This is a genomic window from Rhizobium sp. NPDC090279, assembly GCF_044769665.1.
Lineage (GTDB): Bacteria > Pseudomonadota > Alphaproteobacteria > Rhizobiales > Rhizobiaceae > Rhizobium.
In genome coordinates, this window is record NZ_JBIVYI010000006.1 from 245,252 (window position 1) to 261,287 (window position 16,036).

A 16,036-nucleotide genomic window follows, 5' to 3' on the forward strand; every position below is an offset into this window, starting at 1 on the left:
ATATGCAATCAATAATGAGATTGCATGCATTCAATATAGTTACAATGAATGCAAACAGCGAGTCCATCTGGCAGAATGACGCAGCAGGATATCCAGCAAACCAGGAAATTGGCACCGCTCCGGAGCCAGAGCTCCGTCCAGTCAAAAGTGATATTACGACCTGGATTCTAGAAGAAGGAAGCGGCCATTTCCGGCGACCCTTGCAGCGCATGCGCCATGAAATTCAGCGCGCCCTTCAAAGCCTCGCGGCCTATCGGACCGCCAAGGCAAACGCGCACGGCTTCGGGTGCAGCCCCCTCCACGGTAAAGACATCGCTCGCGACAACGCCGATGCCCGCATTGCGCATATGGCTGCCGAAGGTGGCACGCGTCCAGCCATTGTGGAGCGGCAGCCAGATATTGAAACTGATGGGATCGGCCCGATAGCTGCCGGATGGCAATATCTCCGCCACCATGTCCTGGCGAGCCGCAGCCTCGGTGCGGATGAAGCGCAAAATGCTATCGGCGGTACCGTCCTCGATCCAGCGCGTCGCAAGCGCCATGTTCAGCGGCGACGCCATGACGTTGTTGCTCCGCATTGCGCTCACGAAGGGCCATATCGACCTGGTGTCCGGCGCGACGACGAAGGCAAGACGCAGCCCGGCCCCGATGCACTTTGCCAATCCGCCGATATGCCAGGTTAGGTCCGGCGCCACCGCAGCCATCGGCGGGGGGGCATTCAACGGAATGAAGCCATAGGCGTCATCCTCGATGATCGGCACGTGATATTTGCGGGCTATGGCGGCGATCGCTTCGCGCCGCGCCTGCGGCACGGTCAGCGTCGTCGGATTCTGCAGTGTCGGATTGAGATAAAGCGCCTTTGGACGCAGGCGTTCGCAGCTTTCGGCAAAGGCGTCAGGCAGAATGCCGTCCTCGTCCATCGCAAGGCCAGCGAGATTGAGCCGGAGCTGCGCCGCGATCGAACGCATGCCGGGATAGGTGATGTTTTCCGAAAGCACGGTCTCGTCCGGCTTCGCCAACAGGCCGAAGATCGCCAGGAGGGCCGGATGCGCGCCGGGGGTGACGAAGATGCGCTCCTGCGCCGGGATGAGGCCGCGGCGGCTGAGCCAGGCGGCGGCGGCTTCCTTGTCCATGCCCAAGCCACCGAACCCCTGATAACGCAGCAGGGAAACGAGATCGGCCGCTAGGACGGACATGCCCTCCCGCATGCGGGCGAGAAGATCCGGATCGCTGGGCTCCGGCGGCAGATTCATCGAGAAATCGATCGCGGCAGCCCGACGCGGATCGGGAGCAGCGTCGAGGGCGAAACTGCGGCGCTCCCTTTCCTGCCTGCCGGTCACGAAAGTTCCGCGTCCGACATGGGAATCCACCAACCCGCGCTTCTGAGCCTCGACGTAACCGCGTGCCACCGTCGTGAAATCGATATTGAGACGCTTGGCAAGCGCACGCTGCGGCGGCAGCCTGTCCCCGGTGACCAGGACGCCATTGCGCAAATCCATTTCAATCAGGTCGGCTATGGCAATGTAGCGGGGGCTGGAGGAGCGGCTCAGATCGGGATGCCAGTCTTTCATTTCATGCTCCGCACCGGGACCGGCCCAAGCTGGGATTGAGACCGGCATTGATCGCATATTGTTGCATACAACTCACATTATGTGGAGCCATCGCCCCCACTTTTCACCGTGGCAAGACCAAATGCCACAATATTTTCAATTGATGGATGCCTCGCGCCAGCTGTTGGCCTGCGATTGACGGCATGACGAACCGGTTTGACCGATTGGGCGACCTCAAGGCGTTGAGGCTGCCCCGGCGTCGCGCGCCGCGCTCGCAAGGCTCGACACGCCGGTTTGCACCGGCGCGCCGATCGTGTGGCGAACGTCCTTCAAGGGTGGGGCATGACGGTCATTTCTCTTGACCGCGCGCGGCTTTCGCCTTCGCTTGATCGTCCATAAGTTCATACCACATGGCGTTGAGGACGGCGAAAGCTGCCGCCAGAGGGAAGCCGAGAAGCCAGGCAAAGTACCACATGCGAAATCTCCGTGAGGATCAGTAGGCGTGACCGCTCTTGTCGTTCACTGTCTCTTCATCGACCTTGCCCCACAGCACGCGATAGACCCAAGCGGTGTAAGCCAGGATCATCGGCAAGAAGATGATGGTGACGACGAGCATGATGAACAGTGTCAGGTGGCTGGACGACGCGTCCCAAACCGTGAGGCTGGAGCGTGGATCAAGCGATGACGGCAAGAGGAAAGGGAACATCGACAATCCCACGGTCGAGATGATGCCGAAAATGGCAAGCTTACTGAATAGCAACACAGTGACCTCACGCCGAGCCAGCATGGCAAGCAAGGCGGCGGCCGCGCCGATGAAGCCAAGAACCGGCGCGATGATCATCCACGGATGCGCGGCATAGTTCACGAGCCATGCCCCAGGACTGTGCTCGACGGTCTTGAGCAGCGGATTGGAGGGTCCGTCCACGTCGATGGCGCTGGAGATACGATAGCCGTCGATCCCCACCCACAAGAACAGGCCACCCAGCGCAAAGAGCACGATGACGGCCAGGGCTGCGATACTGCCGTAGCGACGGGCACGTTCCGCGACGACACCCTCCGTCTTCACCCGAAGCCAGGCCGCACCATGCATGACCAGCATAGCGACCGACAGCAGGCCGCAAAGGAGAGCATAGGGGTTCAGAAGCGCGAAGAATGACCCCTCGTAATAGATGCGCATATCGTCATCGAACCTGAAGGGAACCCCCTGGAGCACATTGCCGACCGCGACGCCGAAGATCAGCGATGGCACGAAGCCGCCGACAAACAATGCCCAGTCCCAGGCGGCCTTCCAGCCGGCGCTTTCGCGCTTGGAGCGATATTTGAAGGCGACCGGCCGCAGGATCAGCGCGAACAGGATGGCGAACATGGCGAGATAGAAGCCGGAGAAGGACACAGCATACAGCGGTGGCCAGGCGGCAAAGATGGCGCCGCCACCGAGGATCAGCCAGACCTGGTTACCTTCCCAGGTCGGCCCGATCGAGTTGATGGCGATGCGCCGCTCCGTATCCGTCCTGGCGACGAAGGGAAGGAGCGTGCCGACGCCGAGGTCGAAACCGTCGGTGACGGCGAAGCCGATCAGCAACACGCCGAGAAGCAGCCACCAGATGATGCGAAGGGTCTCGTAGTCGATCAATTCATGCAGGATCATGACAGGTCACTCCGCAGCCGGAACGAGGTTTTCGGAAATCAGCTTGGCCTCCGGTTTTTCGTCCGGATCGGGGCCTTTGCGGATCGCCTTGATCATCAGCGTCATCTCGATGACGATGAGGGCGGTATAGAGCGCGGCAAAGCCGAGGATCGTCAGAAGTACGGTGCCGGCGCCGAGATTGGAGACGGCAGCGGCCGTCGGCAGCACGCCTTCGATGATCCATGGCTGGCGGCCGAATTCCGCAACCACCCAGCCCAGTTCGATGGCGACCCATGGCAGTGGGATGGCGAAGACCGCGACCCGCAACAGCAGCGGATAGCGATCGAGCTGTCGCCGCGCCGAGAGCCAGAAGAACACCGTCGTCAGGAGGATGAAGAACATGCCGAGGCCGACCATGATGCGGAACGACCAGAACAGCGTTGGGACATGCGGAATGGTGTCGCGCGCCGCCTGTGCGATCTGCTCCTCGGTCGCCTGGCGCGGATCGTTGACATAGCGCTTGAGCAACAGCGCATAGCCGAGCTGATGACCGATGTCTTCGAAGGAGGAACGCGCCTCGGTGGTGGCGACATCCTGCGATGTCTCACCCGACGTTGCCGGCTTTGCTGCGCGGATCTTCTGCAACGCGTCATAGGCCTTGATGCCCTGGCGGATATTGTCCTTGGCTTCCGCTTCAAGCTTGTCGATGCCAGGGATTTCCGTTGTCAGCGACCGCGTCCCGATCAGACCCATGACCCAGGGAATATGCACGGCATAATGCGTCTCGCGCGCCTCCTGATCCGGAAAACCGAAGGCGGTGAACGCGGCCGGCGCCGGTTCGGTCTTCCACATGCCTTCGATCGCGGCGAGCTTCATCTTCTGATGCTCGGTCGTGAGATAACCGCTTTCGTCGCCAAGCACGACCACGGAAAGCGCCGAGGCAAGGCCGAACGATGCCGCGACCGTCATCGAACGCTTCGCCAGTTCGACGCTGCGGCCCCTCAGGAGATACCAGGCCGAGACACCGAGCACGAAGACGGAGGCACAGACATAGCCGGCCGAAACGGTGTGGACGAACTTCGCCTGCGCTACCGGGTTGAAGAGGACATCGAAAAAGCTGACGATCTCCATGCGCATGGTCTGCGGATTGAGCGCCGAACCCACAGGGTTCTGCATCCAGCCATTGGCAATCAATATCCAGAGCGCCGAGAAATTCGAGCCGAGCGCGACGGCCCAGGTCGCGACCAGATGGCCGACTTTCGACAACTTGTCCCAGCCGAAGAAGAACAGGCCGACGAAGGTCGCCTCGAGGAAGAAGGCCATCAGCCCTTCGATCGCCAGCGGCGCGCCGAAAATATCGCCGACATAGTAGCTGTAATAGCTCCAGTTCATGCCGAACTGGAATTCCATCACGATGCCGGTGGCGACGCCGAGCACGAAGTTGATGCCGAACAGCGTCCCCCAGAACTTCGTCATCTGGCGCCAGATCTGGCGGCCAGTCATGACATAGGTCGTTTCCATGATGGCGAGCAGCACGGAAAGGCCAAGCGTCAGCGGCACGAACAAGAAGTGATACAGCGCCGTCATAGCAAACTGCAGGCGCGACAGCGCCACGATATCGAGTTCCATAGTCTTTCTCCCACCCCCTACGGTGTGTCTGACAGGAATGCGGCGCCATTCGACGCACCGCGGGTATGTTGACTGCCTCTCAATCCGGCCGGAGCCGATCGAGACGCATTTCGAATTCCGGTGTGCCGCGTGCTGCCATGGCAATGATGCGGCCGTCGTCCAAGGCGACGATCCGATCCGCCAGCGCGGCTTCGCGACGAATATGTGTTGCAATGACGAGGCTGCGCCCCTCGGCCGCCGAAGCCAGTCGCGCAAGCACGGCGCCGGCTGTCGTGGCATCGAGACCTTCCGTCGGCTCATCGAGAAGCCAGAGCGGCGTATCGCGCAGCAAAAGCCTTGCAAGCGCCAGCCGGCGCAGCTGACCGCCGGACAGGCCGCTGCCGCCTTCGCCGAGACGCGTCGAAAGGCCAAGCGGCAGCGCTTCGATATCGCCGAGCAGACCGGCCGTCGCGAGCACATCGCGCAACCGGCTGTCGTCGGCATCAGGAGCCGCCAGCTTCAGATTGCCGCGCACCGTGTCCCGAAACAGCTCGCTGCGCTGCGTCAGTGTCGCGGCCGCCTGCCTGGCCACGGAGCCGCTCGTCGCAGCGATCTCACCCGCAAGCAAGGCAAGCAATGTCGATTTACCGACGCCGCTTTGTCCGACGATCGCCAGCCGTTCGCCGACCGGCAGCGACAAAGTCAGATCCTTCAAGACCGGTCGAACTGCTCCCTCGTGCCCGGCCACGACAGCGCTGAGCTGAAAAGCATGGTCGGCCACCGGCTCAACGCGCTTCATTGGAGCGGCAACAGGGCTTAGCCGAGGCGCGATACGTCTCGCAGCAAGCAGGGTTCGTCCGAGTTCGAGAGCTCCCCGTCGCAGAGCCGCAAACGGTTCCGTGGCGGCGAAGGCCACGAGCAGCGCAAAGGCGGCGCCAGGCGCGCCGATCGTTCCTTGCTTGGCAAGCATGGCGACAACAAGCAACGTCACCGTCAACAGCAATGTCGACCCGAGCGAAAAGCCGGCCGCAACGCCGCTGTCGATCCGGTTCAGCGTATCGTCGGCCTCAGCCAGCCGCCGATCCGCCTCGGCAATCGCCGTCCGTTGCGCCCGCAGCTGTCCAGCCATCGCAAGATCTGTCTGGCCGGCAACAAGATCGACGGCACGGGCACGCAAGGCCTCCATCGCATGGGCGCGGCGACGATCCGGCTTCAGTGCCAGACGCGCCGCAACGAGGGAAAGACCAAGACAGAGCGCGACAAGCCACGCCCCTGCCATAATGCCGAACAGAGGGTCGATGAAACAGAGCGCGATCGTCACCGCGATAGCGGCAAGAACTGCGACCGCGGCCGGCACGAGCACGCGCAGATAGAGTGAATCGAGCGCATCGACGTCATTCGTCAGACGGAACAGCAGCTTTGCCGGCCGGCGGATCATGGCCGCGGCGGCGGAGGGCTCCGCCCAGCCGCGAAACAACCTCTCGCGCAAGGCGGCGAGGACCCTGAGCGTCGCGTCATGCGTGACAAGCCGTTCGCCGTAACGAGCCGCCGTCCGGCCGATCGCAAGCATGCGGATGCCCGCAGACGGCATGAAGACGTCGAAAACCACCGCACTTGTGACAGTCAAACCGGCGAAGGCCGAGGCTGTGATGAACCAGCCGGATAGCCCCAGCAATCCGCCACCGGCAAGCATGGCCAGCACGGACAGGCCGGCGCCAAGGGCAAGGCTCGCGCCGCGCTCGGCCCAGAACAGCCGGATGAGCGGGAGAAGGGTCTTGAGGGAAGCCTTCATGCCGCTACTCTCCGCATCCGCTCACCGAGCCGGACGATACGGTTCATCCGCGCGGCCAGTACGGGATCATGCGTGGCGACGATCAGGACGCGGCCCTTGGCGAGCGCGAGCAAGGCGTCCGTCACGGCGGCAGCCGTTTGCGCATCGAGATGCGCAGTTGGTTCGTCCGCGAGGATGATATCGGCCTGTTCATCGACCATCATCCGCGCCAGCGCCAGTCTCAGCGCCTCGCCGCCGGAAAGGCCGAGCCCTCCCTCGCCGACCGCCGCCACCCGCTCCGGAGCAAAGACACGATCGAGCGCGACGCTTTCGAGAGCTGCCGCGACGGCGGGAGCATCGATACCGCCACGTCCCAGGGCAATATTGCGCATGACGCTGCCAGCAAAGATATGCGGCGATTGGCCGATCCAGGCCATGCGACGGCGCAGTGCGCCCGCAGTCTCGTCACGCAGCGGAATGCCGCCGATCCGGATGACGCCGGCATCGTGCCGGGCAAGACCTGATATCAGCGACAGAAGCGTGGTCTTGCCCGAGCCGCTGGTACCCCAGAGCGCCACATGCTCCCCGGCCGCGATGGAGAGATCGAAGTGATCGATCACGGCCTCCCGTTCCGGCGCATGGCGGAAGACCAGAGCTTCGATCTCGACGGAGGCCTCGCATCCCGGCACGGACGACGACGCATCGATGCCGCCAAGGATGATCTGGCGCGATGACGCGAGTTCCTTGAGCGCCGAAAGCGCCGCTTCGCCATTGGCGCGATCATGCCAAACGGCGGACAGCTCCCGCAACGGCTCGAAGAAGGCGGGCGCGAGCAGCAGAATGAAGAGACCTTGCGTCAAGGTGAGACGGCCGACCCATGTGCCGATTTCGATCGACCCCAGAAGGCTGAAGCCGACATAGACGGCCGTCGCGGCAACGCCGAGCGCGGCAAAGAATTCGAGCACCGCCGATGACAAGAATGCGATCTTCAACACCGCCATGGTGCGCAGCCGCAGCGAGTCCGCGTCCGCACGCAAACGCCGCGCGGTGACATCGACGGCGTCGAGCCCGCGAATGGTCGCGAGACCGCGAAGACGATCGAGCAGAAAGGCATTGATGCCGCCGGTTTCGGCAAGCTGCTGCTCGCTGGCGGCCTTGGCACGCCAGCCGATCAATGCCATGAAAATTGGGACGAGTGGCGCACAGAGCGCGAGGATCAATGCCGCCAGCCAGGAAATCGGCAGAATGCAGACGAGCATGACAAGCGGCACAAGGCTTGCCCTCATGCGGGTCGGGCGGAAGCGCGAGAGATAGGGAACGACCGCTTCGGCCTGCTCGCCCAGTGCGCTTGCCGCCAAACCGGACGCCGGCCTGCTGCTGTCGAGGGGTGAGCGCACGGCAAGAGCTGCAGCAGCGGCCGCGCGCTGCGTGCTCAGCTCCTGGCGCGCCGCGCGAAATGCGAGCCGCCCGCCTGCCGCATCCAGACAGGCCCGCAGGACGCCGATACCAGCGACTATGCCGGCCGGAATAGCGACATCATCCACGCCGCCGCCTTGACTGATCGCCCCGACGCCGATGGCCAGCATCGCCGCCTGACCGATCCAGCTGAGAGAGGACAGACAAAGCAAGATTGATGCAAGACCGAGGCCGCGACACTTACCGGCCGGCCGTTCAATCGCCGCGTTCCCGACAGGCGCACGCTCCGATGAAGGCGGGTTCGCAACCGTGTGTCTTTCCAACATTCCATCGGTGGCGGAGGAAGTTGTCACGTGAGCCCGTCCTTTCGAAGTCAGTGTCATCAAGGAGGGTCCGCCGACCAATAAAGATCGAATGAGCTGCATCGCAGACCATCAATCTTTCGTCGAACCCAGAACGCACTTGCCGCAATCGACGATATCGGAGCCCCAATATGACCGGCTTTCTGCCTCTTGTCAGCGACAAGAATAGCAGGACCGGTCTCGCCGAAGAGTTGATCCCACGGCAAGTTGTTCGCGACATGGTTCTAAGGCAGTTTGTGCACTGCGCAAAAGCGTGCAGGATGTCGCAGGGCTCGGTCACGGTGATGGCAGATTGACGCAGAAGCTCATGATATTCTTATGTTGTTGCGACAACGGTAGCACATGGTACGGCGGCTAAGTTGTTTGCATTGCAGCAAATTCCGCCGATTCGCACGCTCGAGCGGAGAAGAGGCTTTCCGTACCCCCCGCTGTCCGACCGACGGTGAAAACCGCGACCATTTGACCTTGATCGAGATAAATTCCACCTCAAGCGACCGAATCACCCGATCGCGCGCGCAGCATCGATTGCGAAGCGAACAGGCATCAGTAGCTGGCGCGCAGATGTGCACGGCCTGCATCTTGCTGGCAACGAGACTTGACGAATGCCGCCATTACCGATGTGTTGGACACTCGTTTGCGTATCTGGGCAAGTTTGACCGGATTGATTGCAGCTCACGGCGAAGAACTGTGTCGAGGCGAGGCGTTTTGGGAGAACGTGATGTATGACAAAATCATCTGCGCGATAGGCTTGGGCTCACGCGAGCGCGCCGAACGCCTGTTGTTCACGTCTCGCTCCCTTCTATCCACCGGCGGCGAACTGACGGTTGCTCATATCGTCGAGCGCTCCCCGTCCGGACACGAAAATCCGGACGATTGGGCGGTTTCCGTCATCAGCGAGGCCGAGGAAAAACTCAACGCGCTGTGCAGGCGTCTCGGCATTACCGCTTCCATCGATGTGCGCCTGGGTACGGCATCGAAGACGTTGCTGACCGTCGCTAACGAGAGAAATGCCGACCTGATCGTTCTTGCGACGCATACGTCGGATATTCTCGATCGCATATTCGGTTCGACGGTCGAATACGTCATCCGTCATGCGGAGTGTTCCGTACTGGTAGAACGGGCCGATAAAGCGCTCTACCATACGACGACGAAAGCGGACGGTACGAAGAAAGCCTAATATTCCATCATATCGGCGCATCCTGCGGAATTCCGTCGAGATATAGCGTCACCTCGGTTTGCGCTGCCTCCGAGTGATGCTACACACCCGCTCCGACCTCAATCCAAGACGAGCCGAATGACCGAATCCGCCATCACCTGGAGCATTGCCGGCCTGACCGCCCTCGGTGTCGTCACACGCCCGTTCCGGTGGCCGGAAGCGATATGGGCGGTTCTTGGCGCAGCACTGCTGCTGGCCTTCCGGCTCATCGGCCCGGCCGACGTATGGGCTGGCATATCCAAGGGCTTCGATGTCTATCTGTTCCTGATCGGCATGATGCTCCTGTCGGAGCTTGCCCGGCGCGAAGGCCTGTTCGACTGGGTGGCGGCGATTGCCACCTCCCACGCAAAGGGCTCGCCTCGCCGGCTTTTTCTGCTCGTCTATGCGGTCGGCGTGGTCGTGACGGTATTTCTGTCGAATGATGCAACTGCGGTCGTCCTCACGCCGGCCGTCTACGCGGCCTGCCGGGCGGCCCGGGTGAAGGACCCTATGCCATACCTGCTGGTCTGCGCCTTCATCGCCAATGCCGCCAGTTTCGTGCTGCCGATTTCCAATCCGGCCAATCTGGTCATCTTCGCCGGCGGCGAGATGCCGCCCCTGTCGCGCTGGATGCAGACGTTCCTGCTGCCATCCGTCGTCTCGATCATCGTCACTTTCGCCTGCCTCTATTGGACGCAGAGACGAGCCCTTTCGGAGGATACGATTGCCCGCGATGTCGAGCAGCCTCTCCTCTCGCATAGTGCTCGGCTTGCCGGATGGGGGCTTGTGGTGACGGCCCTTATTCTAATCGGGGCGTCGGCCATGAACCTCGACCTCGGCATCCCGACTTTTGCCGCGGGCCTCGTGACGACCATCATCGTTCTTGCGCTCACGCGACAAAATCCACTGGAGACGGTCCGTGGCATAAGCTGGAGTGTAATACCTCTGGTTGCAGGCCTCTTCGTGATCGTCGAGGCGGTCAATCATACCGGCCTCACCGCTCTCCTGTCGGACAGACTTGCATTGCTGGCGGCCCAATCGCAGGCACAGGCGGTCGGCGCCGCCGGACTTTCCGTCGCGATCGTTTCCAACCTCGTCAACAACCTGCCGGCCGGTCTCTTCGCCGGCAGCGCGGTACAGGCTGCCCATGTTCCTGATTCCATTGCCGGCGCGGTGCTGATCGGCGTCGACCTCGGTCCCAATCTGTCGGTCACCGGTTCGCTTGCCACCATCCTCTGGCTTGCCGCTCTGCGGCGCGAAGGGCTCCACATGGGAGCCTTGGCGTTCCTGAGGATCGGCGCCCTCGTGATGTTCCCCGCGCTGATCCTCTCGCTTCTAACCCTCGCGCTGATCTGACGGCAAACAACATCGGGTTTATAGACGACCGGTCGATTATTTGTTACGCACCGCTCATGATGAAGAAGAAATCCGAGCTGACTCGCAGCCATATTCTCGCGATCGGGCGAGAATTGGTGCTGCGCAAGGGTTTCGGCGGCGTCGGCCTGAAGGAGCTGCTTGAGCAGAGCGCCGTGCCGAAAGGCTCATTCTATTACTATTTCGCGTCCAAAGAGGCCTTCGGCTGCGCCCTGTTGAAGCAATATTGCTCTGATTATGCGGAACGGCTGGACGCGCTCTTCGGCTGGAAGGGCAATGGCCGTCAACGACTGATGCACTATTGGGATGCATGGCTTTCCGATGGCAACACGGCCAGTCTTGCCGACCGGTGCCTGGTCGTAAAGCTTGCCGCGGAAATCTCCGATCTTTCGGACAACATGCGCGTCATCCTGCTTGGTGGTGTCGAGGATCTCATTCGCCGCCTCACCAAGACAATCACCGAGGGGCGCGACGACGGTTCGATTTCACCGTCCTGCATCCCTGAAAAGACGGCTCGTTCGCTCTACAGCCTGTGGCTCGGGGCAGCGATCCTGGCCAAGCTTGGAAAAGACAAGACACCGCTCGACCAGGCCATGCTCGCCACCGAACAAGCCCTTTCGGCACCCGGCAGCCTTTGATCCAAAGCAGGACCAGCATGTCAAAAAGCAAGGAAAATAAAATGCGCAGTGCCATCCACGATGTCTTCGGCGATCCGGCTGCGGTCCTTTATCTGGCCGACATGCCGCTGCCGGAGCCCGCCGCCGGAGACGTGCGCATTCGCACCATTCTCTCCCCCATCCATAATCACGACCTTTGGACAGTGCGCGGCGCCTATGGCTACAAGCCGATTTTGCCAGCCATCGGCGGCAGCGAGGCGGTTGGCTTTGTCGATGCCGTGGGACCTGATGTCGACAAGACGCTGATCGGCAAGCGGGTTGTTGCGGCCGGCGTCCACGGCACCTGGGCCGAGCAATTCACGGCGCCGGCGGCCAGTCTCGTTCCCGTGCCCGACGTGATTTCCGACGAAGCCGCAGCGCAGCTGATCGCCATGCCGTTCAGCGCCATTTCGCTTCTGGAATCCCTCAACGTCGAGCCCGGCGACTGGATCATCCAGAACGCAGCCAATGGCGCGGTCGGCAAGACGCTGGCCATGCTGGCACGCAGCCGCGGCATCCACATGATCAATGTCGTGCGGCGCGATGGCGGCATCGACGAGTTGTCCGCATTCGGCATCGGCAACGCCGTATCGACGGCTTCTCCCGATTGGAAGGCGAAGATACGCGCCATGGTTGGCGACGCGCCGATCCGCGCCGCCGTAGACTCCGTCGGCGGCGTTGCGAGTAACGACCTGGCCGATCTTCTGGGCGAAAGCGGCCTGCTGGTTTCCTTCGGCACGGCCGCCGGCAAGCCGATGCAGATCGCCTCAAGGGCCGTCATCTTCAAACAACTGACGATCAAGGGCTTCTGGGGCATCAAGGTCAGCGCCGCCATGTCCGCAGACGAACGGCGGCGGCTGATCAGCGAATTGATCACACGCGTCGCTTCCGGCGAGGTCAAGCTGCCGGTGGAAGCGGCCTATGACATCACGGAGATCGCGGAAGCCGTGAAATCCTCGCTGGCGCCCGGCAAGGCCGGCAAGGTTTTGCTGAAGCTTTAGGCGCGCTCGCGATACGTTCGCCGGCCGACGCACATGGAAGCCATTGCCCGATGGCTTCCATGTGATCGGCTTGCCTCGACATGCCGTCTTCAATTTGACGCTTTGCGATGCCTAGAGCACCGCCGGATCGCCTGCCGTCCTTGCAAACTGCCGCGAAAAAAACTGCAAAATGGCCCTTGTCCCTCTAGTTACTAGAGGATGTAGCTATGGTTCCAAGAGAAAATTTGGAACCGAAACATGACGTCGACAACACAACAGAGCCGCTATCGCGTAGAGGGCATGGACTGCGCTTCCTGCGCCGCGAAAATCGACACAGCCGTTCGTCGGCTCCAGGGTGTCGAAGATGTTTCCGTCTCGGTCACCGCAGGCACGATGACGGTCAAGCATCAACGCGACCCGGACCTGCTGCCGAGCATCGCCAAGCGGGTCACTGGACTGGGCTACAAGGTTTTCCCGCTGCCGCAAAGCAGCTTGCCCGCGGCGAAAGTCGAAAAGGACGATCATGCTTGCGGCTGCGGACATGATCATCACGATCACAAATCGGATGCCCGCGACCATGACCACACAGGGCACGATCACAATCACGATCATGGGCATGACCACGACGACCATGGTCATGGCGCCGCCAGTCATCGGCATGACCATGCCGGTCATAGCCACGCCTCCGAAGAACGCGACGGAGCGGTTGCTGGCCTTCACGGTCACGATCATGGACCGACCACCGGGCCTTGGTGGAAATCGGCCAAGGGCCGCCTGACCATCGCCAGCGGCGTTGCGCTTGCCGCCGCCTGGACTATCGGCAAGCTGGTTCCCGCACTGGACGTGTGGATCTTCACCGCCGCGATGCTTGTGGGCCTGTTGCCGATCGCCCGGCGCGCCTTCATGGCCGCAAGGGTGGGAACGCCGTTCTCAATCGAAATGCTGATGACGATCGCGGCTATCGGCGCCGTCATCATCGGCGCCAGCGAAGAGGCGGCAGCCGTCGTCTTCCTCTTCCTGATCGGCGAATTGCTGGAAGGCGTCGCGGCCGGCAAGGCGCGCGCCAGCATTCAGTCCCTGACGGATCTGGTCCCCAAGACCGCTCTGCTTGAGGAGAATGGCAAGACCCGCGAAGTGCAGGCCGAAAGCCTTTCCGTCGGGGCCATCATCCTGGTTCGCCCGGGCGATCGCATTCCGGCCGATGGCGTGATCCTCTCCGGCGAAAGTGCCATCGACGAGGCGCCGGTGACAGGTGAAAGCACGCCGGTACGCAAGGGTGCGGATGCATCCGTCTTTGCCGGCACGGTCAACGGCGATGCGGCATTGCGGGTCCGCGTGAGCGCAGCGGCATCCGACAACACCATCGCCCGTGTCGTCAAACTGGTCGAGGAAGCGCAGGAATCGAAGGCTCCGACCGAGCGTTTCATCGATCGCTTCTCCCGCTATTACACGCCCGGCGTCGTCGTTGTCGGCGCGCTCGTCGCGATCGTTCCCCCGCTGCTCATGGGCGGTGCGTGGGGCGAGTGGGTCTACAAAGGTCTCGCCATCCTGCTGATCGGCTGCCCTTGTGCCCTCGTCATCTCGACGCCGGCTGCGATCGCGGCCTCGCTGTCTTCCGGCGCCCGGCGCGGTCTGCTGCTGAAGGGCGGCGCCGTGCTCGAAAATATCGGCAAGGTCACCGCCGTCGCTTTCGACAAGACCGGCACCCTGACCGAGGGCAAACCCAAGGTCACCGACATCGTCAGCCTCGGCATGAGCGATGCGGAGGTGTTGCGGCTGGCGGCAGCGCTCGAAACCGGCTCCAGCCATCCGCTCGCCCGCGCCATCCTTGACCGCGCGGCTGCTGCCGGAATGGATATTCCGCAGGTCATCGATGCGAAGGCGATCGGCGGCAAGGGCGTGAGCGGCACGGTCGACGGCGTCGACGTATTCCTCGGATCGCCGCAGGCGGCAGTCGAAAGGGTTTCGCTGACTGCGGAGCAATCGACCCATATCGCCGCGCTCAATGACGAAGGAAAGACCGTTTCCATTCTCGTTGCCAGGGGCGCCGCCGCCGGCCTGCTCGCCATGCGCGACGAACCGCGTGCCGATACGGCCGCCGGACTAAAGGCGCTTGCCGACGCGGGGATCAAGACGATCATGCTGACGGGCGACAACCAGCGCACGGCGCAGGCGATCGGCAAGACGCTCGGCATCGAGGTCAGGGCGCAATTGCTGCCCGAGGACAAGCAGCGCATCGTCGGTGATCTGAAGAGCCAGGGCTTCCGCGTCGCCAAGGTCGGCGACGGCATCAACGATGCCCCCGCCCTCGCAGCCGCCGATGTCGGGATTGCCATGGGCGGCGGCACCGATGTTGCGCTGGAGACCGCGGATGCCGCCGTGCTGCATGGCCGCGTCGGAGACGTCATCGAAATGATCGACCTTTCCAAGCGGACGATGACCAACATCGGCCAGAACATCACCATCGCGCTCGGCCTGAAGGGCGTGTTCCTCGTCACCACGATCGTCGGCATCACCGGGCTCTGGCCGGCGATCCTCGCCGATACCGGCGCCACGGTGCTGGTGACCATGAACGCCCTGCGCCTGCTCGCTCTCCGACCTCGCCGGGTGGCGGCCTAAACAATCTGCGGGGCGCTGACCGATAGATCAGCGCCCCTCTTCGCTGCCATTGGAATTTGCTGCAACATGCCGCGTCAAGCTTTCCGGACGGAGAGATAGCGGCGCGGCGACAGGCCGAAGGCCTTCCTGAACATGGCGATGAAGCTGCTGGCGCTCGCATACCCCAGGCTGTCGGCCACCTCCGCGATCGGGTTGCCAGCGCTCAGATATTCCAGCGCCAATAGCAACCGCGCCTGCTGCCGCCAATTTGCGAAGGACATGCCCGTCTCGGCATTGAACAGCCGCCTGGCCGATCGCTCGGATATGCCTGCCCGCTCCGCCAGCGCCTGAAAGGTCTCCTCGGTGGCAGGGTCCTGCAGCACGGCTTCCGCGATGCGAAGGACACGCCGATCCGCCGGCATCGGCAGATGTAGGCTTTCGCGCGGTGCTGCCCGAGCTTCATCGAGCAAAACCGCTGCCAGGCGACGCTGCTGCGGTGACAGCTTTTCCTCCCAATGCCACGTCGTCGCGCGGCGCACTAATGCGCGCAATACCTCGCTGACGCTGAGAACGCATGGCGTTGTCGGTAATCCGGCGCTGGCGTCCGGTGTTAGCAGGATACCCCAGCCACTCAGCACACCATTGATGCCGGCCTTGTGCATTGTCCCAGGCGGAATCCAGCCTGCGCGCTGCGGCGGCAGCAGCCACGAACCATCCGGCGTGTCGACGCGCACCAGCCCGCTTTCGATACAAAAGAGCTGCCCGCGTGCATGTGCATGCCAATCATATTCCTGGGTGCCCAGGCGGAAGGCGCTGCCGGGTTCATCCGACCCCCAGAAGGCGATGAGCGGCGGCCCATCGAGACGGTCGCCGATATTTTCGATGTCCATGTTTCGTTT

General features: G+C 62.5%; 12 protein-coding genes. 5 read left to right on the forward strand and 7 right to left on the reverse strand.

Annotated features, from left to right (window positions below):
* Nucleotides 1–167 precede the first annotated feature (167 nt).
* The 6 genes from ACIQWP_RS16885 to cydD all read right to left on the reverse strand — a co-directional run bounded on the left by ACIQWP_RS16885 (nucleotide 168) and on the right by cydD (nucleotide 8,298).
* Nucleotides 168–1,571 carry a PLP-dependent aminotransferase family protein gene (locus tag ACIQWP_RS16885; RefSeq protein WP_402789209.1) on the reverse strand — a complete coding sequence of 468 codons (1,404 nt, stop codon included), beginning with the start codon at nucleotides 1,569–1,571 and terminating at the stop codon, nucleotides 168–170.
* Between the two features lie 328 nt (nucleotides 1,572–1,899).
* Nucleotides 1,900–2,025, reverse strand: coding sequence for a cytochrome bd-I oxidase subunit CydX (cydX, locus tag ACIQWP_RS16890; protein WP_402789212.1), 126 nt, complete (start codon nucleotides 2,023–2,025; stop codon nucleotides 1,900–1,902).
* 18 nt (nucleotides 2,026–2,043) lie between these two features.
* The gene (cydB, locus tag ACIQWP_RS16895; RefSeq protein WP_402789215.1) at nucleotides 2,044–3,198 is read right to left on the reverse strand and encodes a cytochrome d ubiquinol oxidase subunit II; all 1,155 of its coding nucleotides are present in this window, start codon (nucleotides 3,196–3,198) and stop codon (nucleotides 2,044–2,046) included.
* A gap of 6 nt (nucleotides 3,199–3,204) precedes the next feature.
* Nucleotides 3,205–4,806, reverse strand: coding sequence for a cytochrome ubiquinol oxidase subunit I (locus ACIQWP_RS16900; protein WP_402789218.1), 1,602 nt, complete (start codon nucleotides 4,804–4,806; stop codon nucleotides 3,205–3,207).
* A 79-nt stretch (nucleotides 4,807–4,885) separates the two neighbouring features.
* Nucleotides 4,886–6,577, reverse strand: a complete 1,692-nt coding sequence (gene cydC, locus ACIQWP_RS16905; protein WP_402789221.1) for a thiol reductant ABC exporter subunit CydC — start codon at nucleotides 6,575–6,577, stop codon at nucleotides 4,886–4,888.
* The gene (gene cydD, locus ACIQWP_RS16910; protein WP_402789889.1) at nucleotides 6,574–8,298 is read right to left on the reverse strand and encodes a thiol reductant ABC exporter subunit CydD; all 1,725 of its coding nucleotides are present in this window, start codon (nucleotides 8,296–8,298) and stop codon (nucleotides 6,574–6,576) included. The genes cydC and cydD overlap by 4 nt, the downstream gene beginning before the upstream one ends.
* Before the next feature lie 631 nt (nucleotides 8,299–8,929).
* Here cydD and ACIQWP_RS16915 point away from each other — a divergent pair.
* From ACIQWP_RS16915 to ACIQWP_RS16935, 5 genes are all read left to right on the forward strand, one after another.
* On the forward strand, nucleotides 8,930–9,511 hold the full coding sequence (locus tag ACIQWP_RS16915) for a universal stress protein (protein WP_402789224.1): 582 nt from the start codon (nucleotides 8,930–8,932) through the stop codon (nucleotides 9,509–9,511).
* Between the two features lie 117 nt (nucleotides 9,512–9,628).
* Nucleotides 9,629–10,885 carry an arsenic transporter gene (locus ACIQWP_RS16920; RefSeq protein WP_402789227.1) on the forward strand — a complete coding sequence of 419 codons (1,257 nt, stop codon included), beginning with the start codon at nucleotides 9,629–9,631 and terminating at the stop codon, nucleotides 10,883–10,885.
* A 56-nt stretch (nucleotides 10,886–10,941) separates the two neighbouring features.
* On the forward strand, nucleotides 10,942–11,541 hold the full coding sequence (locus ACIQWP_RS16925; protein ID WP_402789230.1) for a TetR/AcrR family transcriptional regulator: 600 nt from the start codon (nucleotides 10,942–10,944) through the stop codon (nucleotides 11,539–11,541).
* A 41-nt stretch (nucleotides 11,542–11,582) separates the two neighbouring features.
* Complete coding sequence (locus ACIQWP_RS16930) at nucleotides 11,583–12,560, forward strand: zinc-binding dehydrogenase (protein WP_402789233.1); 978 nt, start codon at nucleotides 11,583–11,585, stop codon at nucleotides 12,558–12,560.
* 237 nt (nucleotides 12,561–12,797) lie between these two features.
* Entirely contained in the window at nucleotides 12,798–15,158 is a 2,361-nt protein-coding gene (locus tag ACIQWP_RS16935; protein ID WP_402789236.1) for a heavy metal translocating P-type ATPase, read from the forward strand.
* Nucleotides 15,159–15,232: 74 nt separating this feature from the next.
* Here ACIQWP_RS16935 and ACIQWP_RS16940 read toward each other — a convergent pair whose 3' ends face one another.
* Nucleotides 15,233–16,027 carry an AraC family transcriptional regulator gene (locus tag ACIQWP_RS16940; RefSeq protein WP_402789239.1) on the reverse strand — a complete coding sequence of 265 codons (795 nt, stop codon included), beginning with the start codon at nucleotides 16,025–16,027 and terminating at the stop codon, nucleotides 15,233–15,235.
* Nucleotides 16,028–16,036 lie beyond the last annotated feature (9 nt).